The organism is bacterium, assembly GCA_037147175.1.
Taxonomy (GTDB): domain Bacteria; phylum Cyanobacteriota; class Vampirovibrionia; order Gastranaerophilales; family UBA9971; genus UBA9971.
This window is the reverse complement of the sequence record JBAWVS010000010.1, coordinates 12,936-33,340: the sequence shown is the minus strand read 5'-3', so window position 1 is coordinate 33,340 and position 20,405 is coordinate 12,936. Positions and strand designations below refer to the sequence as shown.

General features: G+C 33.0%; 22 protein-coding genes. 14 read left to right on the top strand and 8 right to left on the bottom strand.

Features of this window, described 5'->3' with window-relative positions; genetic code table 11:
* The first annotated feature begins 1 nt into the window (after position 1).
* Both thrB and WCG23_03940 read left to right on the top strand, forming a co-directional pair.
* The gene (gene thrB, locus WCG23_03945) at positions 2–937 is read left to right on the top strand and encodes a homoserine kinase (GenBank protein ID MEI8389022.1); all 936 of its coding nucleotides are present in this window, start codon (positions 2–4) and stop codon (positions 935–937) included.
* Positions 938–1,354: 417 nt separating this feature from the next.
* Positions 1,355–2,413 (top strand): peptidoglycan DD-metalloendopeptidase family protein, encoded by a 1,059-nt coding sequence (locus WCG23_03940; protein ID MEI8389021.1) that lies wholly within the window; start codon positions 1,355–1,357, stop codon positions 2,411–2,413.
* Here the strand turns inward: WCG23_03940 and WCG23_03935 are convergent, their stop codons facing one another.
* Complete coding sequence (locus WCG23_03935; protein MEI8389020.1) at positions 2,414–3,382, bottom strand: hypothetical protein; 969 nt, start codon at positions 3,380–3,382, stop codon at positions 2,414–2,416.
* Positions 3,383–3,386: 4 nt separating this feature from the next.
* Positions 3,387–4,403 carry a DNA polymerase III subunit delta gene (gene holA / locus WCG23_03930; protein ID MEI8389019.1) on the bottom strand — a complete coding sequence of 339 codons (1,017 nt, stop codon included), beginning with the start codon at positions 4,401–4,403 and terminating at the stop codon, positions 3,387–3,389.
* Between the two features lie 185 nt (positions 4,404–4,588).
* Here holA and WCG23_03925 point away from each other — a divergent pair, with 185 nt between their 5' ends.
* The 5 genes from WCG23_03925 (at position 4,589) to sepF (ending at position 8,429) form a co-directional block, all read left to right on the top strand.
* A complete protein-coding gene (locus WCG23_03925) occupies positions 4,589–5,746 on the top strand; it encodes a PLP-dependent aspartate aminotransferase family protein (protein MEI8389018.1) in 1,158 nt (385 codons plus the stop codon).
* Positions 5,747–5,905: 159 nt separating this feature from the next.
* Positions 5,906–6,235 carry a hypothetical protein gene (locus tag WCG23_03920; protein ID MEI8389017.1) on the top strand — a complete coding sequence of 110 codons (330 nt, stop codon included), beginning with the start codon at positions 5,906–5,908 and terminating at the stop codon, positions 6,233–6,235.
* A 178-nt stretch (positions 6,236–6,413) separates the two neighbouring features.
* The gene (locus WCG23_03915; GenBank protein MEI8389016.1) at positions 6,414–6,962 is read left to right on the top strand and encodes a hypothetical protein; all 549 of its coding nucleotides are present in this window, start codon (positions 6,414–6,416) and stop codon (positions 6,960–6,962) included.
* Positions 6,963–7,276: 314 nt separating this feature from the next.
* A complete protein-coding gene (locus WCG23_03910; GenBank protein MEI8389015.1) occupies positions 7,277–7,927 on the top strand; it encodes a YggS family pyridoxal phosphate-dependent enzyme in 651 nt (216 codons plus the stop codon).
* A gap of 25 nt (positions 7,928–7,952) precedes the next feature.
* Positions 7,953–8,429 carry a cell division protein SepF gene (sepF, locus tag WCG23_03905; GenBank protein MEI8389014.1) on the top strand — a complete coding sequence of 159 codons (477 nt, stop codon included), beginning with the start codon at positions 7,953–7,955 and terminating at the stop codon, positions 8,427–8,429.
* A gap of 184 nt (positions 8,430–8,613) precedes the next feature.
* Here sepF and WCG23_03900 read toward each other — a convergent pair whose 3' ends face one another.
* Positions 8,614–9,162: a 50S ribosomal protein L25 gene (locus WCG23_03900; GenBank protein MEI8389013.1), complete on the bottom strand. Its 549-nt coding sequence runs from the start codon at positions 9,160–9,162 to the stop codon at positions 8,614–8,616.
* Positions 9,163–9,543: 381 nt separating this feature from the next.
* Here WCG23_03900 and rpsB point away from each other — a divergent pair, with 381 nt between their 5' ends.
* From rpsB to WCG23_03885, 3 genes are all read left to right on the top strand, one after another.
* Complete coding sequence (gene rpsB, locus WCG23_03895; protein ID MEI8389012.1) at positions 9,544–10,371, top strand: 30S ribosomal protein S2; 828 nt, start codon at positions 9,544–9,546, stop codon at positions 10,369–10,371.
* Positions 10,372–10,386: 15 nt separating this feature from the next.
* Positions 10,387–11,037, top strand: a complete 651-nt coding sequence (gene tsf, locus WCG23_03890; protein MEI8389011.1) for a translation elongation factor Ts — start codon at positions 10,387–10,389, stop codon at positions 11,035–11,037.
* Positions 11,038–11,181: 144 nt separating this feature from the next.
* A complete protein-coding gene (locus WCG23_03885; GenBank protein MEI8389010.1) occupies positions 11,182–11,877 on the top strand; it encodes a hypothetical protein in 696 nt (231 codons plus the stop codon).
* 11 nt (positions 11,878–11,888) lie between these two features.
* Here WCG23_03885 and WCG23_03880 read toward each other — a convergent pair whose 3' ends face one another.
* The 5 genes from WCG23_03880 to WCG23_03860 all read right to left on the bottom strand — a co-directional run bounded on the left by WCG23_03880 (position 11,889) and on the right by WCG23_03860 (position 16,585).
* Positions 11,889–12,248 carry a hypothetical protein gene (locus WCG23_03880; GenBank protein ID MEI8389009.1) on the bottom strand — a complete coding sequence of 120 codons (360 nt, stop codon included), beginning with the start codon at positions 12,246–12,248 and terminating at the stop codon, positions 11,889–11,891.
* A 5-nt stretch (positions 12,249–12,253) separates the two neighbouring features.
* Positions 12,254–13,084 (bottom strand): alpha/beta fold hydrolase, encoded by an 831-nt coding sequence (locus WCG23_03875; protein MEI8389008.1) that lies wholly within the window; start codon positions 13,082–13,084, stop codon positions 12,254–12,256.
* Entirely contained in the window at positions 13,081–14,463 is a 1,383-nt protein-coding gene (locus WCG23_03870) for an aminotransferase class III-fold pyridoxal phosphate-dependent enzyme (protein ID MEI8389007.1), read from the bottom strand. Before WCG23_03870 ends, WCG23_03875 begins: the two co-directional genes overlap by 4 nt.
* Complete coding sequence (locus WCG23_03865) at positions 14,435–15,139, bottom strand: MtnX-like HAD-IB family phosphatase (GenBank protein MEI8389006.1); 705 nt, start codon at positions 15,137–15,139, stop codon at positions 14,435–14,437. Before WCG23_03865 ends, WCG23_03870 begins: the two co-directional genes overlap by 29 nt.
* Positions 15,140–15,400: 261 nt before the next feature.
* Positions 15,401–16,585, bottom strand: a complete 1,185-nt coding sequence (locus WCG23_03860) for an acyl-CoA dehydrogenase family protein (protein MEI8389005.1) — start codon at positions 16,583–16,585, stop codon at positions 15,401–15,403.
* Between the two features lie 219 nt (positions 16,586–16,804).
* On the opposite strand from WCG23_03860, the gene WCG23_03855 reads away from it, so the two are divergent.
* The 4 genes from WCG23_03855 (at position 16,805) to WCG23_03840 (ending at position 20,405) form a co-directional block, all read left to right on the top strand.
* Positions 16,805–17,698, top strand: a complete 894-nt coding sequence (locus tag WCG23_03855) for a hypothetical protein (protein ID MEI8389004.1) — start codon at positions 16,805–16,807, stop codon at positions 17,696–17,698.
* Positions 17,699–17,779: 81 nt separating this feature from the next.
* On the top strand, positions 17,780–18,778 hold the full coding sequence (locus WCG23_03850) for a fused MFS/spermidine synthase (GenBank protein MEI8389003.1): 999 nt from the start codon (positions 17,780–17,782) through the stop codon (positions 18,776–18,778).
* A 170-nt stretch (positions 18,779–18,948) separates the two neighbouring features.
* A complete protein-coding gene (gene lspA, locus WCG23_03845) occupies positions 18,949–19,446 on the top strand; it encodes a signal peptidase II (GenBank protein MEI8389002.1) in 498 nt (165 codons plus the stop codon).
* Positions 19,447–19,466: 20 nt separating this feature from the next.
* Entirely contained in the window at positions 19,467–20,405 is a 939-nt protein-coding gene (locus WCG23_03840) for an RluA family pseudouridine synthase (GenBank protein MEI8389001.1), read from the top strand.

Below are 20,405 nucleotides of genomic sequence, written 5' to 3'. Positions count from 1 at the left end.
TTTGAAAATAAGCGTTAAAGTACCTGCAACAACGGCCAATCTCGGTCCCGGCTTTGACTGTTTTGGCATGGCCCTTACTCTTTATAATAAAATTACACTGGAAGAGCTTGTTTATCCTGATAAAGGTCTGGAAATTAATATGATTTCAGGCGAACAGGAAAATGAAAACACACTCTTTACTATTCCTACAGATAGAACCAACATCGTTTATAAAGCCGTAGAGCTTTTATACAACTATGTTGGTCAGACACCGCCTGCTTTAAGAATAAATATTCAGACAGATATTCCTGTTGCAAAAGGGCTGGGGAGCAGTGCTTCCGTAATTGTCGGAGGAATCCTTGCTGCTAACAAGCTTCTTGGAAATCCTGCTGATGAAGCCGCGCTTTTATCTATAGCAAACGACCTTGAGGGACATCCTGACAACATTACTCCTGCTATGCTGGGAGGTTTTTGCCTATCATCTGCGGAAGAAGACGGAAGTATTCTTTATAAAAAAATAGAGTGGCCGGATGACTGGAAAATAGCCGCCTGTATGCCGGATTATGAACTCGCCACACAAATTTCCAGATCTGTTCTTCCTGAAAAAGTCAATATGGAAGATGCTATTTTTAACCTTAAAAGAAGCGCCATGTTCGTAGATGCACTGCATACACAGGATTCGGAATTAATGCGTTTTGCACTCAGAGATAAACTTCATCACCCGTACAGAAGCAGGTTAATTCCGGGATTTATGGAAATAAAACAAGACATTGCAGAAATGCCCGATGTTATAGGAACTGTAATAAGCGGAGCAGGTCCAAGCATAATAGTTATCTATGAAAATAATAATTTTGATGAAATAAACAAAAGAATTAACAGTGTTTGGGAGGATCTCGGCGTCAAAGTTACTGTCAAAAAGCTGAATATAGACACTAAAGGAGCTATTATTCTTTCCTGACAGATAATTTTGATAAGATGGCAATGTTTTATATATTTGAGGTAAAATATTGTCAGTTAACAATAAATAAGGAGGTATTTAATATGGAATTCCTTCGTAATAATAAACAAACTATTATATTAGTAATAACTATTACGTTTATACTCTGGACAGTTGCAGGAATGGTTCTTCCTTTATTCATGTAAGGGTTTCAACAAAAATCTAAATCATTCCCTTAAGGCTTATAAAGCATGCGCTAACCGAAAAAACGGCATGGCTAAAAGTCTGATTGGAAAATTTAACTCATCCATGCAAATGGTCGGGTACGGGCGATAAAAATCAAATGGAATTTATTGAAGAGTGGATAATAGATTCAAAAAAACATTAATTTTCTTTTTATCTATAAATATACTAATAACAGGTATATTTTTCTTTTCTTTGCCCGCAAATGCATGGTACGAAAAGGAAAAAGCCAAAATTATAAGCAAAATTTTTGAATTAAAAAGAAAAGAAAAAGTAGAAATAAAAAATCTCACTAAAAAACAAAGAAATCTTGAAGAAACACAAAATAATATAGTAGATTGCAAAAATAAACTGGAAACATCAAGATCAAACCTAAAACATCTCCAGCATAAATTAAACAAACTTTCTGAGGATCAGGAAGAAGTTGCTGATTCCGCAGGAAAGAGAATTCGGGAGCTTTATAAAGGTGAAAGGATCAACCTTCTTCATCTTATTTTTGCCTCAAGCGATATGGGAACGTTTCTTGACAGGGTTTATTACCAAAAAATACTTGCTAAAAAAGACAAAAGTATTCTTACTAACTTAAGAACCCGTGCAAGAGAAATAGATCAGTCAAGAATGTCTATTGAATATGAAAAAAACAACATAGCTTCTGACTTGAGCGTGATGAATCAAAAAAAACAGGAGATTAATTCTTCAATAAAATCAAGCCAATATCTCATTAATAAGCTGAGAACAGATAGAGCTACCTACGAAAAAGCACAACAGGAGCTCGAATATCTTTCAAACAGGCTGGAAAATCAAATTAGACGCAGCAAAATAACAAAAATGGTCGCTAACAGCAAATTCATAAAACCTATATCAGGAGCAATTACTTCTCCTTTCGGGTGGAGAAGACATCCTATTTTTGGAAGCATGAGATTTCATACGGGAGTCGATATATCAAATTCTTACGGTACACCGATTAAGGCTTCTAATGGTGGTAAAGTTATTTATTCAGGGTGGTATGGCGGATATGGCAAAGTTGTAATTGTTGACCACGGCAATATGGACTGCGGTTCTCATAAAGGACAGCGATTTTCAACGCTTTATGCTCATATGTCCTCAACTGCTATCGGTAATGGAAGCAGCGTAAAAAAAGGACAAATTATAGGTTATGAAGGAATGACCGGTTACAGTACAGGACCTCATGTCCACTTTGAAGTGAGGATTAACGGAAAGCCAAATAATCCGCTGGGTTTTGTAAGGATTTAGCTAGATTAAGCCCATCATCAAAGAATCAAAAACCGCCTGAGTATTCACATAATTGACAAGTTCATCCTGTGCATGCTGAATTTTATGAATATTCTCAATAATTTTCGCACTGATAACTGTATTTTCCGCGTTTTCTCTAAGAAATTTGCGCATGTATTCCTGCATTAAAATCAGCAAATCCTCTTCTGTACAGCAATTTTCTTTTGCGACTTCAAGCAGTCTTTCTGAATAAGAAAGAGCTTCAGCACTATTTTTAGGAGGAAAAACCATAAAAAAGTTTTCAAGAATTTTCAAATCTAGAGTTTCCCGATTTTGAGAAAGCACAGGAATAACCTGAGTACGGGAAACAATGGTTTCAATCATATCTTCCTTATCTTTTGTGAGGAAAAAGAATGTTATGTTTCCTGAAGGCTCTTCTATAGTTTTTAATAAAGCGTTTGCCGGCGCAGAATCAAACACTTTTGTCGTTAAAGGTTTTGGAATCCAGCTATCTCTTGTTGCGTCACTCATATCCAAAGAAGGCGGTGTCAGCTGGTCTTTATAATTTTGCCACAGAGCCGTTGCTTTGCTTTCCTGCTCTTTTCCTTCTTCCGCATCGGTAAAAATTATCACCCTGTGATACTGGGAAGCATTTGACAGCGCATGTTTTAAATATCTTGATTGAGCTATAGTTATTTCTGTTTTGGGCTTTCCTCCTTCATTTCCATAACAATAATCAATCGGAGAAATTGTTATCACTGCCGGATGTCTGTTTTGCTTAATCCAGTTGCAGTTTGTACAAGTGCAATCATCCGTTTTGTTTTGACAATTAAGAATTTTTGCAATCTGCATGGCTAAATTATATTGAGCCATTGAATCACTGCCTGTAAACATATAAGCATGACTAAGCTTTCCGTTATCTAAATTCAAAGCGGCTTCAAAAAATTTTGTGGCAAATGGCTGATTTATTTTTATTTTTTCATTAAACATCAAATTATCCTGCTATCAAAAGTTCCATAGCATTTTCTGCTGACAGTTCCCCTGTTTTTATTTTATACTCAGCCTGAACGGCTTTTTCTCTAAATTCTATCAATTTTTCTTCAGAAATATTTTTAAGCTTGATTAAATCCTGCTCAACCACAAATTTAGGTAAATTTACGAATTTTGCAATATCAAAAGCATTATGTTTTTTCGATGAAATTTTAATTTTCAGCCATCTTCTTGTCATAGTTTGCAAAGTGGCAAGAATTCTCAGGGAATGATTTTTTTCAAAAAGTTTATGCAGTTCTTTTATTGCCTGAATTTTTTCTCCCTTAATCCACAAATCCGCCAGCTTGAATATATTTTCACCTGTAGAAATCATTTCTTCAAAGTCTTTTGTTGAAATTTGCACTTTAGGATGAATCGTAGTTTTTATTTTTTCAAGTTCCGTATCGATTTTTCTTAAATCCGTCCCTGAATTAGCAAGAAGAACAGCGGCAGACTCTTTTGAAATTTTCAATGATTTAGTGCCTGCTTGCTTTATAATCCAGTCAACAAGCTTGTAATCCTCATAAAACTTATATGCCGGAAATTCCTCAACTTTCCCGATTTTTTGGAGAGTTTTGGTAAGTTTTAAAGTGCCGTCAATTTTTTTGCCGCTTTCTCGAGGGATAGGACACACAAAAAGCAGATGAACCCTGTCATTTAAATTTTCAATAACTTCAAAAAGCTTTTGCATCAAACTGTCAGAAGAACTGAGTTTTTTATTGCCAAGCGGGAGAGCATCATCCTGATTTGTACTTTTTCTATTTGCTCTTAAAAAAAGATTTGCTGCACTAACTTCCACAAGCAAATTCCCGAACATCATCGGCAAAGTTTGCAATGTCTCAATCAGCTCAAGAATTTCCGGCTCGTTGAGTTTTTTATGGTTTATTGAAGCCCAATTTTCGTCAAGAACCTTTTTCCTAAGCTCTTTTACCGCATTTTCAAGATTAAATTCTTCTTCGCCCCAATAAAGATATGCAGGCATTTCTTTCCCTTTTATATTTTTCCACTACATTATTATACGAAAAATATTTTAACTTATTCATTTTTACTCTGAAATTTATAAAAAAATAGATAATTCCTTGCTGGTAAAAAATTTTTGACAATAGTATATTTAAGCTTGTTTAAGAAATTTTAAATAATGAGTTAAAGCAAAGATAGGTGAAAATCATGCGTGAAAATAATCACGGAAAAAATACAAAATGTGTTCATGTCGGAACTGTTCACGATAAATTAACAAATGGAGCAAATACTCCCGTTTATACCTCAACCTCAAACGGTTTTGACAATGATTCAGGGGGATTATATTATCCCAGATACCTAAATATGCCTAATCACAAAGCAGTAGCTGAAAAAATCTGCGAATTAGAAGAAGGCGGACAAGAAGCCGTTGTTGTAAGTTCCGGAATGGCAGCAATTTCTTCTGCGATGCTGGCACTTTTAAAGACAGGCGATCATGTACTTTTTTCTGAAGACTTGTATGGCGGGACTGATTATTTTATTAAGGAAGAACTCGAAAAATTTGGAATAGACTACACTCTTGCTTCTACAGATGATCTTGAAAATTTTGAAAATAGAATCAAAGACAATACAAAAATTATCTACTTTGAAACACCTTCGAATCCTCTTTTGAAAATAGTTGATATAGAAGAAATTGTTCTAATCGCAAAAAAATACGACATTATAACAATCATAGATAACACTTTTGCTTCTCCGATAAACCAGAACCCGCTTAAATTCGGGGTGGACGTTGTTGTACACAGTGCCAGTAAATATTTGAACGGACATAGCGACTTAATTTGCGGAGTAATAGTTACTTCAGAAAAGATTATGAAAAGAATCCGCCCTTATGTAATAAATACAGGCGGTACTTTGAATGCACAGGATTTATACCTTCTTGAAAGAAGTATAAAAACCCTGAATTTAAGAATGCAAAAACATAACGAAAATGCCCAGAAATTGTCTGCATATCTTGAAAAACACCCGCTTGTAAAAAAAGTTTATTACCCCGGACTCAAGTCCCATGCCGGACACGAAATAGCAAAAGCACAAATGTCAGGTTTTGGAGGTGTTTTATCAGTAGAAACATCTTTAAACAAAGAAAAAACAAGAGAATTTCTCTCAAAGCTTAAATTGTTTCAGGAAGCAGGAAGCCTTGCCGGAGTAGAATCGCTTATTTCTTTACCCTGCGAAACTTCTCATGCAAAAATGTCTCTTGAAACAAGATGCAATATAGGCATTACGGATAGCTTAATGAGAATTTCTTTGGGCATAGAAGATATTGAAGACTTAATAGCAGATATAGAACAAGCTTTTGAAAAAATTTAAGTTCTAAAATAGCAGAAAGTCTTACTACAAATTAATTTGTTTTCTACTAAAAGATTATTTTAAATATTAATAATTCTGCGAATCTAATTTTTTTTTTATTGAGTTATAAATTACATGTACTTCAAATTTATGAAGTAAATAAAAAAAGGAGATCAAAGAATGAAAAAATATCTAGCGATATTAGGTTTATTACTCGCTGTTTCGCAACCTGTATTTGCTCAGTGTTCTTCATGCAACACATGTCTGCCAAGAGTACAGGCAGTAGCAGTACCTATTGCTGAACCATGTAACACATGCAGCCCTTACATGACAGGCGCCGCAGTTCCTATAGCTCCTGTAGTTATAAGCAATCCTTATAACACTTGCAATACCTGTAATCCTTGCCAAACAGGCGCGGCAGTTCCAATCGTTACTTATGGTGCATATAATCCATGCAACCAATGTTGTCAAGACAGAAAAGGCTTTTGGAAACGTTTCTTAGGATATTAATTTATTGAATATTTAAATATTCTTTTAATCAAAATCAGGGAGAGTAAGCTAATGCTTACTCTCCCGTTGCAATGTCCACTTTTTTTCGGACAGGCGTTTATTTTGAAAATATAAAAACACTTTTTTAAAAATTCATTTAAGCTAATATAATAATTATAAAATTAAATGGACACAAAAAATGAATTCTTTAAAACATCAAATTTTTAACTATCTTACAAAGGTTCAGAAATCTGACCTGTGTCATTATATTGCCAGTTTTGTCAAAAAAGGCTTTGACAAAGACTCTTCCGAACTTGCCGAAAAATTTACGGAAGATCAAAAATATTATCTGGAAATAAATTCCACAAGATTTCCATTTTTAAAAGAATTTATTGATGAGCCGGAATTCTTGAAAGAACTGGAACTTTATATAAAAGAGTGTCAAAAAAAATTCAAATATAAAGAAAAACTAAAACCTCTTTATGAAGAACAAAAGGCTTATATTAAAGTGCAAAGAAAAAAAGTTCAGGAATCTAAAATGTCGAAGGAATTGCCCACAAGAGCGCAAATTTCTTATTACAAAAAATTATGCCAAAAAGTCACAATTAAAAATCCTATTGATATAAATACCGCTTCCAGACTCGATTTAAGAGATGCGATAGATAAAATCCTGAAAAATGAAGAAATTGAAAACAAAAATCTGATTACCGAAAAGCTCAATAAAATTTCTAAAGCCGATATACTATAAAATGTTGAGAAATATTAAGAAGCATTAAAGAAAAAACCGCTTTTTTCGCAATGGTCAAAAGCAACTCATACATTTGTTTTAGAAAAATTACTCAACAAATACAAAAATCATCTAAATGGATAGTAAACAAATTTTTGTATTACTGATAAACTTTTACTATAATTAATACACCTTAAGCTAAATAAAATTTGAATTATTATCTTTTATTTAAAGAGAAAATGATTTGAATTAGGAGAAGAAGTTCAAGCCCTTCAGGCTTTTACATCTCGCTCCGCAGAAGGAGGAAAAACGGTTAAAATCGGAAAGATGTATAAATGAGTATCAGTGAAAATCTGAAAAATATTCAAACTTATACATTAAATGCACGAATAATTGCTGTAACGAAATACATAACCGCGGAAAAGGTAATAGAAGCTTTTAAAGCAGGTATCAGGGACTTTGGGGAAAACAAGGTTCAGGATGCGGAAAAGAAAAGGGCTGAATTACCGGAGGAAGTGGAAAAAAATTCAAACTGGCATTTTTTAGGGCATTTGCAGACTAACAAAGTAAAAAAAGTTGTCGGCATTTTTGATTATATTCATTCCGTTGATTCTTTAAAAATCGCAAAAGCAATATCTGAATGCGCAGCTTCTCAAAATTTAATTCAGAAAGTGTTTATTCAGATAAATATTGCGAAAGAGGAAAGTAAATTCGGTTTTTCACCGGAGGAAGCAGAAGAAAGTTTTTCTGAAATTTCCAAACTTGACTCGATAGACATAGTAGGGTTGATGACAATGGCTCCTTTTACTTCAGACATTGAAGAACAAAAAAAGGCATTCAGGGGGCTAAGAGAGTTAAGGAATCAGCTTCAAAAGAAATTCGGCGTTCAGCTTAACGAACTTTCAATGGGTATGAGCAATGATTACAAAATAGCGGTTAAAGAAGGCGCTACTGTAGTAAGAATAGGACAAGCGTTATTTATTTAGGAATATTGCAGGGAGGAAGTGCAAATTGGCAGGTCTAGTAAATAGAATTAAACACATGGTTGGTTTGTCTCCACAAATGGAAGACAATGAAGATGATCTTTATGATGAATTATACGGATCAGTAGAAGGGGAAGACGAAGTAGAAGTGGAAACTTATCAGGAGAACCCTATTAGAAACAGGAAAAACAATTTGAAAGTTCTTTCACATCCAAGCGCTTCCAGTTATGAAGTAATGGTTATTGAACCAAAGTCTTTTGAAGATTCACTCGAAGTTGTTAACAACTTAAGAACAAGAAAGTCATTAATCTTAAATCTTCATCTTTTAGACGCTGAACAATCTCAAAGAGTTGTTGACTTTATTTCAGGTGCAACGCACGCAATTGACGGTCACCAGCAAAAAGTCGGCGAAGGTGTTTTTGTTTTTACTCCTAACAATATCAATATTGCTGTAGAAACAGAAAAAACCAGAGTTATAAGAGACGCTTTCTGGAGCCAGGCATAAGAATTAAAACTTTTTTAAAAAACATCCTGATTTAAACTTTATGGTTTAGATTAAGGATGTTTTTTTATTGTCATTATCTAAGAACAACTTCAGGCTGTAAAAATTATACGCATAAAAAAACCCTATTTATTCACTCTTCTTGAGGGTGATATATAACAGGGTTATAGATTAATTTTTAATTAATTTATTTAGAAGCTTTTGGTGCTACTATTTTTACAGCAATTGTTTCTGCATTTCCTACAGCTCTAACGCCTTTTGGAAATTCTATTTGCTGAACAGTCAAAGAATCTTCATAATTTTCTAATTTTGAAATATCAACTTTTATTGTTGAAGGGATATCAGAAGGTAAACATTCAACTTCTATAGCTGAAATATTAAATACTAATGTGCCGCCGGCTTTTACAGCAGCAGAATCACCAACTGTTTCAAACGGAACTGTTATTTTTACTTTCTGGTCAGCTTTAATTCTTTGAAATTCAACATTAAGAACTTTATCGTTTACAGGGTCTGTTTGCACTTTTTTCACGATAACTTTGTGTGCTTCTGTTTCTGTTTTCAATTCAAAGATTGCGTTTTTATCTTTTTTGTAAGCAGCTATAAAGTCTTTAACATCAAGCTGAATTGAAATTGAATCCATCGCGCTTCCATAAACTGTAGCAGGAACAAGCCCTTCTGCTCTTATTTGCCTTGGATTTAAGGAAATATCCCTTTTCTTTGCCTCTAATAATGCCATTTTTTTCTCCTTTTTATATCAAATTTTGCATATTTTATTTCGTATCTAAATAAATATACAACAAAAAAAATTAAGTCCATAGAGGGATATAGTTTTAAAATTATTACCTGAAGCTGTCTTTTTAAAATAATTACCAAATATCTTTATCATGAAGGGTTTTACAGATTTCAACCTGCAAAGCTTCTTTTTTAAACTGGTTTTCAAACGTATTAGTTGCTCAGTCATTAAATTAGTGTTGTACTTAAATATTTTTATGATAAATTTTTACTGTAGAGTTATTTAAGCGTGTTTAACCTGCTTTAAATCATAAATTTTGTCACAAAATTGCTTTTTAAAAAGTTAAATGATTAAGGTTAAATACAAGATAAAGGAGAAAAATTTATGCCAGTAGCATCAATGTTAGAACTTTTAGAAGCCGGCGTTCACTTCGGACACCAGACACAACGCTGGAATCCGAAAATGAAAAAATATATTTACGGTGAAAGAAACGGTATCTATATTATAAACCTTCAACAAACAACTGTAATGCTCGATAAAGCTTATGAAGCAGCTAGAGAAATCGCTTCAAAAGGCAAAAACGTTGTTTTTGTAGGAACAAAAAAACAGGCTACCGAAATCATCGAGCAGGAAGCCACCAGATGTAATTCTTTTTATATCAGCAGACGCTGGTTGGGCGGAACTTTAACAAACTTTGAAACAATCAGGACAAGAATCAAAAAACTTAATGAACTTGAAGAACTAAGAGACAGCGGTCACTTTGACAGACTTCCCAAAAAAGAAGTCGCTGTTATGACAAGACAAATCGCAAAACTTAATAAATCTTTAGGCGGTGTCAAAAAAATGAGAGGCATGCCTGATTTATTATTCATTATCGATCAAAAAAGAGAACTTATTGCTATCAAAGAAGCTAATAAACTGAATATCCCGATTATTGGCCTTGTTGATACAAACTGTGACCCTGAAGACATTAATTATGTTATTCCCGGTAATGATGATGCTATAAGAGCAATCAAATTAATCGCAGGAAAAATTGCGGATGCGGTTCTTGAAGGAAAAGCGCTCAGAGAAAGCGCAGGCGTTTCTCAGGAAGACACCGCTGAAAAAATTGAAGAAGTAAAACCTGAAGATGCCGGAGTAACAGAAGAAGATCTTAAATTAAAAGTTGAAGGTCTTGAAGAAGTAATAGAAAAAATAGAAGAAGAAAAATAATTTTCGGAGGAAAAAATGACTAATATAACTGCTGCACAAGTAAAAGAACTTAGAGATAAAACCGGTGCCGGCATTATGGATGCTAAAAGAACACTTACTGAAACAAACGGTGATATAAATAAAGCTGTAGAACTTTTAAGACAAAAAGGTATTGCTTCAGCTGAAAAGAAAATGGGACGTATAGCTGCCGAAGGGTTAGTAGGTTCTTATATTCATAACGGGAAAATTGGCGTAATGGTTGAAATTAACTGCGAAACAGACTTTGTTGCTAAAAACGAAGACTTTCAACAGTTAGTTAAAGATATTTGCCTGCACATTGCAAGCACTGCACCTGAATTCGTTTCCAGAGACGAAATTCCTGCTTCTGTTATCGAAGAAGAAAAAAGAATTGAGTCAGGAAAAGAAGATCTTAAAGGTAAACCTGAAAATATTGTTGAAAAAATCATTCAAGGCAGAGTTGATAAATTAATGGCCGAAAAATGCTTGCTTGAACAACCTTTTGTTAAAGATCCAAACATCAAAATCGAAGATTTAGTTAAAGAAAAAATTGCTAAAATCGGTGAAAAAATCACAATAAGAAGATTCACCAGATACGTTCTTGGCGAAGGTATTCAGAAAAAAGAAGAAAACTTTGCTGAAGAAGTTATGAAGCAATGCGGTAAATAAATTAAAAAAGACGGGTTTGACCCGTCTTTTTTGTAATTTTTTTTAAAATAGGCTATTCATTTCTTAAATAATAATTTAAAATAAATTTAGATGCATTTATTTTAAGGTTATGTGATTTAGTTTTTAGAAATGAGGTATATGCTTATGAGTATCAATTTTATTGATGTTTTAATCAAACCTTTAAAGCCTAAAAATTTATTAATACTAATTTTCAGTTTAGCCTTATTGTTTTTGCCTGCTATTCTGTCAGCGAACTATCTTGGTACGGAAAATTTGATTTTCAAAATAGCACTTGCTGCTGCATTAATTATTTCAAACGGTTATTTATGGTCAATTTTTCAGAACGAGGTTCAAGAAGACAGCAATAACTTTCCTAAATGGAATTTTATAAGTAACTTTTTTATTGGACTTAAAGGGCTGATTTTTTTTATAGCATCTGCTTTTGTCCTTGCTGTAATATTGTTTATTTTATGGCTTATCCTTCAGCGCGTGCCTGATTTTAAAAACGCTGCTTATATAATAGCCGGTATATGTTCGATTTATTGGCTCTTAATGTTTAATGCCGTTGCAATGGGGCTATTTTCAGAAAATTTTAATCCTCTTGAAGCTTTGAATCTCACTACAATAGTGGGTATAACCGGCGGCTGCTGGTTAGATTATTTAAAAGCTGCCGGTTATACAGCGGCTTATGCTTTAATAATAGGAATAATGTATTGGGCGGCTATTTCCATTATTGGTGCGGCTTATAGCTCTTTTATAATCGGATTTTTTATTGTATATGCCATTATTGTCTATTTTTCACTTTATGCAAAAGTTTTCAAACAGATAAGAACCTCATAGTAAAGTCTTTTCTAACCAATTTTGAAAATTACCAGAACACCTGCCAAAAAACTCAAAACCAGCGTTAAAATTTGAATAGTCATATATAAATCTATTTTTTCGTATTTTGAAAAATGCCCGATAATAAATGGTGTAAATAAAAATGGGGAAAATATAAAACCGTACCAAATATATTTGGTATTAAACGAAAATAAATTTAAAGCTAAAATTGATAAAAAATAAAAAATAAGCAGAACAGATAGAAAAATTGAATAATTAGAATTTAAAATTATATTTTCTTTTTTAAAAATTGATTTTCCTGCAATAAAAGCCGCAATTAAACTTAAATTAAAAATCAGGAACGAACTTAAAGAATATAAAATCGGTTTCATTATTTTTATCCTATTTGCTTAACCTGAGAATTATTTAAAGACGCAAGACCATTTAAAAATTCAATTGAATTTTGCACGGCAAGATCCTTATCATTGTCCATTGTGATTAAATGATAACTGTTTTTAAAAATAACATAATCTTTAACTTCGGAAGAAATATTTTTGTAGACATAATCAGCGCTTTTCAAGCTGGTTAAATCATCACGGTTAGAATGAATAACCAAAACAGGCTGCTTTATAAGATTAATAGCTTTTCTTACATGCCGGGACATTTTTAAAAGCTCATAAACACAGGTCATAGGGATATAATTTAATACAACTGTATTTTCTTTCATTAAAGAACTTATTTTCCTGCGAACAATTTCATTTTTAATACCATAAGGATCACTCTCGGGAAATGAATAATAAAATCTCAAAATAGTATGCAGTCCGAGCGGAAATAAAAAACTATACCAGGGAATTGTCCATCCATCGAGAAAAAATGTTGTGGAAATCGCTATAATCCCCGAAACATCCTTATGGCTTTCCGCTACAGCAAGGGCAAGAACAGCCCCCATACAGATACCGCCGAGATAAACTTCCGAATACGATTGTTTTAATTCTTTATATTTTTCTTCAGCAAAATTAAACCAATCCTGCCATTTTATTTTTTTTACATTCTGAATATCTTTGCCATGACCCGGAAGGCAAGGACAAAACACATCAAAACCTGCTTTATGAATGTTTTTTCCATATTGTTTCATCTCAAAAGGACTGCCTGTCATTCCATGCAGAAGCAAAACAGCTTTTTTCCCGTTATTGGGCTGTTTAAATTCAAAACCTGTATCAGAGTTCAATAATTAAACCTCGTAAATAACTGATCTAACAAATCAACAGCCATATTTATTTCGGAATCTTTAATGTACAAAGACGGGGCAATCGTAAGGACATTTTTATAATATCCTCCTACATCGAGAACTAAGCCATATTTTTTACCGTTATATTCAAGATTTCCTTTTAAGCCTTCTTCAACTATACGGTCTGTCAAATCCTTATTTGGTGTATAGCCATCGTTTTCACAAATTTCTAATCTTAAAGCAAGACCAATTCCATCGACATTCCCGATTTTTTTATGTTTTTTCTTTAAATATTCTAATCCCTCAAGAAATTTTTTGCCCTGCGAAGTTACTAAGTTTTCGTGATCTACTTCTTCAAGCATACTCATCACTTCATATCCTGCTCTAGTTCCTAACGGGTTGGAGGAGAAAGTTGAATGTGTTGAGCCGGGCGGAAAAATATCAGGTTTAATCAGCTCTTCTTTTGCCCACAAGCCAGATAACGGATTCATTCCATTTGTTAGGGACTTTCCAAAGACTACAACATCGGGATTTACATTGAAATGCTCTATAGCCCAAAGCTTTCCTGTTCGATAAAAGCCCATCTGCACTTCATCATCTACAAGAAGAATATTATATTGATCAAGTATGTTTTTAAATCTTTCAAAATACCCTTTAGGAGGTATTATATATCCGCCTGTGCCTTGTATTGCTTCTGCAAAAAAGGCTATAAACTCTGTTTCTCCGGTTTTATTATCCCAAAAAGAATTGTATTCTGTTTCAAACATTTTTTCAAATTGATCAAGACAATAAAAATCGCAACTGTCGCAATTTTTGCCGTAAAAACATCTGAAACAATAAGGATAAGGTATAAAATGAGCCCGCTCGGAAAAATGACCAAAACGCCTTCTGTATCTATAACTTGATGTTATTGCAGAAGCGCCTAAAGTTCTTCCGTGATAACCTCCCATAAAAGCGAACATTAAATTCTTTTTAGTTGCATTTCTGACAAGTTTCAAAGCATCTTCAACAGCCTGAGAACCTCCCACATTAAAATGCGTGCGGCCTTTACTGCCAAACCTTTGATAACTCGCCTCACAAATTTTTTGGGACAGTAAAACTTTATAATCATAAAGAAATTGCGGTGCAATTTGAGGCATTTTATCTATTTGGTCGATTAAAGCCGTAGATATTCTTTTGTTGTTATAGCCAAAATTTGATGCGGAATACCACATTTGTATATCAAGAAAAGGAACATCATTTGTATCATAAACAAATGACCCGTCACATTCCTTAAAGACCTTTGGTTGCTCAGAATAATGGACAGTATCTCCATAAGAAGAATATTTGCTGTCAATTTCTCTTATTTCTTTATCCGACAAGCATTTCGTTTTTAACATATTGTTCTTCCCCCAAATTCAAATATAAATACTCACAAATATCTTTAAACGTTTTAAATTTTATATAATTAATGCCGTTTTGGTCGCAATGTTCTGCAAGTGAATCTTTTGCAAACAATATATCGGCTAGATTTGCTGCACAAATATCAGAAGTTCCGTCTCCTATATACAGAACTCTCCTATCTTTTTTTAGTTTTTTTATAATTTCACATTTGCATAAGCCTGAATCTTTTTTGCAATATTGATTAAACAAAGGGAAAACAGGTATTAATTTACCTTTGCTGTAAATTAATTTGTTGGAAAAAACTTTAACAAAACGCTTTATGCCGTATTTTTCCAGAGTCCTGTTTATAAAAAAATCAAACCCGTCACTTACCACATAAAGTTCGATTTTTTTATGATTTAAATTTTCTTGAATTTTTAAAAATTCAAGAAAGTTAATAAAATAGACATCTATTTCGATATCCTCTATAAATTCGTTTAATTGTTTTTCAGAAATATAATCTATACATTCCAATTGTTTTTTCAAACATTCTTTTGAACCAATTTCTCCCTTTTTCCAGGATTCTTCAATATTTATCCAGTTTTTATCTGCAAAAATGCTTAACAAATGATCTACTGTATCATTTATTGTAATTGTCCCGTCAAAATCACAAAATATTACAATATTATTCATTCCCTCAACCTTGATTTCCTGTTTACAAGTCTCAAACCCTATTATTGCAAAACATATATATATTATATTTATTAATTATCTGTTTTATTTTATGTAAAATTAACATATACAAAAAATGTTGTCTATAATACTTAAACTATTTTCAGGATAAAAAAATTTCTTCTGTTTCATAGAAAAATAGCCTGACTTACTTAAGCAAGTCAGGCTATTTTGTTTAAAATTTTGTTTTCTGTTTAATGTTGAAAAACAAATTTACGATTTTTATTTATAACCTTTAAGAAGGTGTCTGCTTATTACCATTCTTTGAACCTGATTGGTTCCTTCATAAATTTGTGTTATTTTTGCGTCTCTCATCATTCTTTCGACAGGGAATTCTTTAGTGAATCCATATCCGCCAAGAACTTGAACAGCATCTGTGGTAACTTCCATAGCTATATCGCCGCCGTAACATTTTGAAAGAGAAGCATACATTGATTTTTCTCTATTATCATTTGAAACTGAAGTAGCTGCTTTATAAACAAGAAGTCTTGCTGCTTCAACCTTCATAGCCATTTTTACGAGCATATTTTGGACAGCTTCAAAGTTTCCGATAGGCTGACCAAATTGAACTCTTTCCTGAGCATATTTGAATGCAAAATCAAGAGATCCCTGAGCAACACCAACGCCTTGAGCTCCAACACCGGGTCTTGAGTGATCAAGAGTACTCATAGCCAGTTTCCATCCGGCTCCTTCAGAACCGAGAAGATTTTCTGCAGGTACTTCCATATCTTCAAAAATAAGTTCGGCAGTTTCAGAACCTCTAATTCCTAGTTTATGCTCTGTTTTTCCAACTTTAAATCCGGGAGAACTGCTGTCGACGATGAAGCAGCTTAAGCTTTTAAGGCCGGGTTCCGGACTTGTTTTTGCAAAAACGGTTACGATTTCTGACAAATTGGCATGGCTTATAAATAATTTTGTTCCGTTAATAATATATTTATCGCCCTTTTTTACAGCACGGGTTTTTATTCCCATAAAATCGCTTCCTGCGCCTGCTTCTGTCAAACCAAAGGCACAAAGTTTTTCGCCTGAAGTGATTTGAGTAATATATTTTCTTTTTTGTTCTTCGTTGCCGCCAAGCATAATTGGTTGGCTTCCAAGTGTATTAACGAGGCATGCAAGTGCTGCAGAAAGGTCAACCCTTGATAATTCTTCTACAAGGATACATTCCATAATAGGATCTGCTCCGCCCCCACCGTATTGTTCCGGATAGGGAAGAGAAACAAGTCCGCATTCTACCATTTCTTTGTATACATCCCAAGGAAACTTTGCTGTTTCGTCAACTTCTGCTGAACGTGGTGCTATTACACTTTCTGCAAATTCACGAACAACCTGTTTAATATCTCTTTGCTCGTCTGTAAGCTGAAATGTGCTTCCCTCAAGTTCTTTTAAAACCGCCTGATTTGTCATTCACTTATCCTCGTGTGTTATATCATTATTTTAGCTTAATTTTAATAAAAAATTCATACGAATATTCAGACACTAATTTATCTCAAAAGCATGCAAAAGTAAATTGTTTTATTATTCTTTGTACAAAAAGTAATAAATTACAAAAGAAAGCCTTTGATTAATTTAGAAAAAAAGGTTATTATCTTCTCTAATCAGACAATAAATGGGTTTTGAGTTTATATGAAAAAAAATTTTTTTTTATTTAGCATACTTATATTAAGTACTATTTTTTCGCAAAGCCTCAGCATGCCTTCTTTAGCTCAGGGAAAGGCTAAAGAAGAAAATACCGTTTATTCATATTGTGTAAAAGATGACCAATCTGATGCTGCAAATGAGTTAAACAATTTTTTAGCAAATTATTTAATTGATCTTAATGCTCACGAAATACAAAAAATAGAAACTTACTACGCTTCAAATTATATAAGCGGTGATTCTCTTAATAAAGAGCAGGTGCTTGATTTAATAAAACAAACATGGGAAAAATACCCTGATTTAAAATATTCAACCACTGTTAAAAACCTGCGACTTGATAATAACAGGGCTAGTGTTGAACTCAGCGAAGATATAACAGCAACCACAAAGGATAAATCCGAAATAACAAAAGATAAAGGCTGTGTAAACGGAACATCTCATAATATTTTATATCTTGAAAAATACGGATGCGGCTGGAAAATCATTACCGACAAAACCCTTTATGAAGAAACAGCTATAAAATACGGCACAGCAAAAAATATAAACATTAATTTTGACGTACCTGAACAAGTATTATCGGGAGAAAACTACACAGCTTTACTAAATGTTGACCTGCCTCCTGAAGTTTTTGCTTTAGGCTCATTAGCTTCGGTGCCTCTTGTTTATCCAATAAAACAGCCTGAAGAAACATTTAGGCAAATACTGCCTGATTTAAAAACACTTGAAAGACTCATTAAATCAAACAAAGATGGTTTCAATGAGATTTCTTCAGCTTCTGTTAGTTTTTGCGAAGCGCAAAGGACTAATTACACAAACCTTGACCTTAAAGTTACGGGCATCGCGGTAATTTTAAAACGTGTAAACGTATTACCAAAAAAATAATTCCTGATGGCTTTGCATCTTAATTCCTCTTTTATGTTAATTTTATATTAGTTCAGAAAATATTTATCAGAAGTAATTTAAATGATTATTCCACCGGAAATAATGATTACAAAGGCTTTGCATCCTGAAGACTTAAAAATTCTGGATAATTTTGAGTGTTCGGAAAAAATCATTTTCAGCCAAAAAACATCTTTTAACAACGAAGTTAAGGTTGTCGAAAATGAATTGAGCAGATTTTTAAAATTTGAAGACAATTATCAGGGCGGAAAAATTAATCACCCTTTATATACAGGCAATATTCCCTACATAAATTATTTTTTGCTTGCTGCTGCGATGAAAAAAGAAATAAAAAATATTCTTGTTCTCGGTCTGGGTACGGGATATTTTGTTAATCAGCTAAAAAGTATTCTGCCTAAAGTCCAAAAGATTGATGTGGTTGAAATTAATCCTGAACTGGTAGAAATTGCAGAAAAATATTTTGATTACAGGCATGAATCAGGAATTAACATAAATATACAGGACGGCAGGGTTTTTGTAAGAACTTCCTGCGAAAAATACGATTTAATTATTCTCGATATTTTTTCAGAATCAGGAATGGCTTATCGCTTCATGACAAAGGAATTTCTGGAAGAGCTTAATAATATACTTTCTCCTGACGGAATTATTGCTTCTAATGTTTTTGGGCTTACAGATATAGACTCCGAAAATAATATTATTTTTAAGTCCTTGCTTAAAACCTATACTTCTGCGTTTAAAGACAACCTGATTTTCCCGACAAACTACGGGAATTACGAATTTTATAAGCTCTTAATCGGCTTAAAACACAATTTATCAGACCTGACAAATATTATTATTTTTTCAGGCAAAGAAGAAATTGATATTAAAACTTCAAAAGTCTTGGAAATTATGGATAAATTAAATATAAATCTTGATAAATATGTGCAGGATTTTTATTTGGGCGATATAAATCTTGAAAATGCAAGAATCTTCTCTGATGAAGATGAAAATAACAGTGTTTTTATTAATCAATTTTTTAAAAAATATATGAATAAATTTAATGAAATATTTGATAACATTTGAGGACAGCCAAAACTTTTTATTCGATAATAAAATAGTGGTGGAGATTTTATGCTCAAATTAAATTAGTTTTCTGATTTATTAAAACGAGAGATTTTGAAGGCTATAAAAATCCCGAGAACAGGAATCCAAGCCATGTTTTGGTGCTAGTACAAACGGGAAATTTAGCTGGAATGATTAAGAATCTTATAAACAGGTATTATGCTTTTTTTGTAGCAATAATAGTATTATTAGCTGATCAAACAATGAAAAACATAATATCTCAAAACATGCTTTTAAATGAACAAATTACTATTTTAAATAATATTTTGAGTGTAACAAAAATTTATAATACGGGCGCAGCGTTTGGAATATTTGAGAACAAAACTTTGTTTCTTGCAATATTTTCAGTATTTGTGATTATTTCAATATCTGTATATTTAGTCAGAACATATAAGTCCCTGAATTTTGTTAATACAATCGCATGGGGTCTTGTTCTCGGAGGAACTATCGGAAATTTTGTTGACAGGCTTAGTTTAGGATATGTTCTCGACTTTATAAGATTTGATTTTGTTAATTTTCCAATTTTTAACATAGCTGATTTATGCATTAATTGCGGCGCTATACTTCTTATAATATATTTGCTCACTACACCAAATAGTAATGAACCCCAAGTAGAGCTGAAAAATTAATACCAAAATGATTCTAAAAAATGACTGAAAATTCAGAAAAAATATCAAAAATAATAAACCTTGAAGTTGATTTAGACGAAGTAAACTCAAGATTAGATATCTTTGTAGCGAATTTAGTTCCTGAACTCACGCGTACAAGAGTGCAACAGCTTATTAAATCAGAAGAAACCGTTCTTGTTAACGGTAAATTTTCTAAAAATTCTTATAAATTAAAATACGGTGATGAAGTTTGCATAAAAATTCCTGAAGCAAAGCCTCTCGAAATGGAAGCAGAAAATATTCCTCTTGATGTCCTTTATGAAGAGGAAAATATGCTGATTATAAATAAACCTGCGGGGATGCTGACTCATCCGACTTCAATAGAAAGAGAGCATACGCTGGTTAATGCGCTTTTATTTCATTGCAAAGGTAATTTATCGGGGATAAACGGAATTATGAGACCGGGCATCCTTCATAGGCTTGATAGAGATACTTCAGGGCTATTAATGATAGCCAAAAATGATTTTGCCCACCAATTTTTGGCAGAACAAATCAGGACAAAAACTGCTGTAAGACAATATTTGGCGATAGTTAATGGCGTTATAGAGCAGGATGAAGGCACTATAGATGCTCCTATCGATAGACATCCGACCCAAAGACATAAAATGGGAGTTGTTGAAGACGGCAAAAAGTCAATAACACATTGGAAAGTTCTCGAAAGATTTGAAAAGTTTACTTTTCTTGAAGCAACGCTGGAAACAGGAAGAACTCACCAGATAAGAGTGCATTTTTCGAATATTAACCACCCTGTTGCCGGTGATCCTCTGTATGGCGGTGATAATTTAAAAATAAAACTAAAAGGACAGGCTCTTCAGGCTTACAGGCTTAAATTTTTTAAACCTGACGATAAAAAACAAATGGTTATTGAGATAGAGCCTGATGAAGACATTAAAAAACTGCTGAAATATTTGAGAAGCTGA

Coding starts and splice junctions, on each gene's coding strand:
- WCG23_03935 (MEI8389020.1), bottom strand. CDS start 3,382: ATGTTTAATGAAAAAATAAAAATAAATCAGCCATTTGCCACAAAATTT.
- WCG23_03885 (MEI8389010.1), top strand. CDS start 11,182: ATGAGTATCAATTTTATTGATGTTTTAATCAAACCTTTAAAGCCTAAA.
- WCG23_03925 (MEI8389018.1), top strand. CDS start 4,589: ATGCGTGAAAATAATCACGGAAAAAATACAAAATGTGTTCATGTCGGA.
- WCG23_03840 (MEI8389001.1), top strand. CDS start 19,467: ATGACTGAAAATTCAGAAAAAATATCAAAAATAATAAACCTTGAAGTT.
- lspA (MEI8389002.1), top strand. CDS start 18,949: ATGATTAAGAATCTTATAAACAGGTATTATGCTTTTTTTGTAGCAATA.
- WCG23_03900 (MEI8389013.1), bottom strand. CDS start 9,162: ATGGCATTATTAGAGGCAAAGAAAAGGGATATTTCCTTAAATCCAAGG.
- rpsB (MEI8389012.1), top strand. CDS start 9,544: ATGCCAGTAGCATCAATGTTAGAACTTTTAGAAGCCGGCGTTCACTTC.
- WCG23_03910 (MEI8389015.1), top strand. CDS start 7,277: ATGAGTATCAGTGAAAATCTGAAAAATATTCAAACTTATACATTAAAT.
- WCG23_03880 (MEI8389009.1), bottom strand. CDS start 12,248: ATGAAACCGATTTTATATTCTTTAAGTTCGTTCCTGATTTTTAATTTA.
- WCG23_03865 (MEI8389006.1), bottom strand. CDS start 15,139: ATGAATAATATTGTAATATTTTGTGATTTTGACGGGACAATTACAATA.
- WCG23_03860 (MEI8389005.1), bottom strand. CDS start 16,585: ATGACAAATCAGGCGGTTTTAAAAGAACTTGAGGGAAGCACATTTCAG.
- WCG23_03915 (MEI8389016.1), top strand. CDS start 6,414: ATGAATTCTTTAAAACATCAAATTTTTAACTATCTTACAAAGGTTCAG.
- WCG23_03850 (MEI8389003.1), top strand. CDS start 17,780: ATGATTATTCCACCGGAAATAATGATTACAAAGGCTTTGCATCCTGAA.
- WCG23_03920 (MEI8389017.1), top strand. CDS start 5,906: ATGAAAAAATATCTAGCGATATTAGGTTTATTACTCGCTGTTTCGCAA.
- WCG23_03870 (MEI8389007.1), bottom strand. CDS start 14,463: ATGTTAAAAACGAAATGCTTGTCGGATAAAGAAATAAGAGAAATTGAC.
- holA (MEI8389019.1), bottom strand. CDS start 4,403: ATGCCTGCATATCTTTATTGGGGCGAAGAAGAATTTAATCTTGAAAAT.
- tsf (MEI8389011.1), top strand. CDS start 10,387: ATGACTAATATAACTGCTGCACAAGTAAAAGAACTTAGAGATAAAACC.
- WCG23_03855 (MEI8389004.1), top strand. CDS start 16,805: ATGAAAAAAAATTTTTTTTTATTTAGCATACTTATATTAAGTACTATT.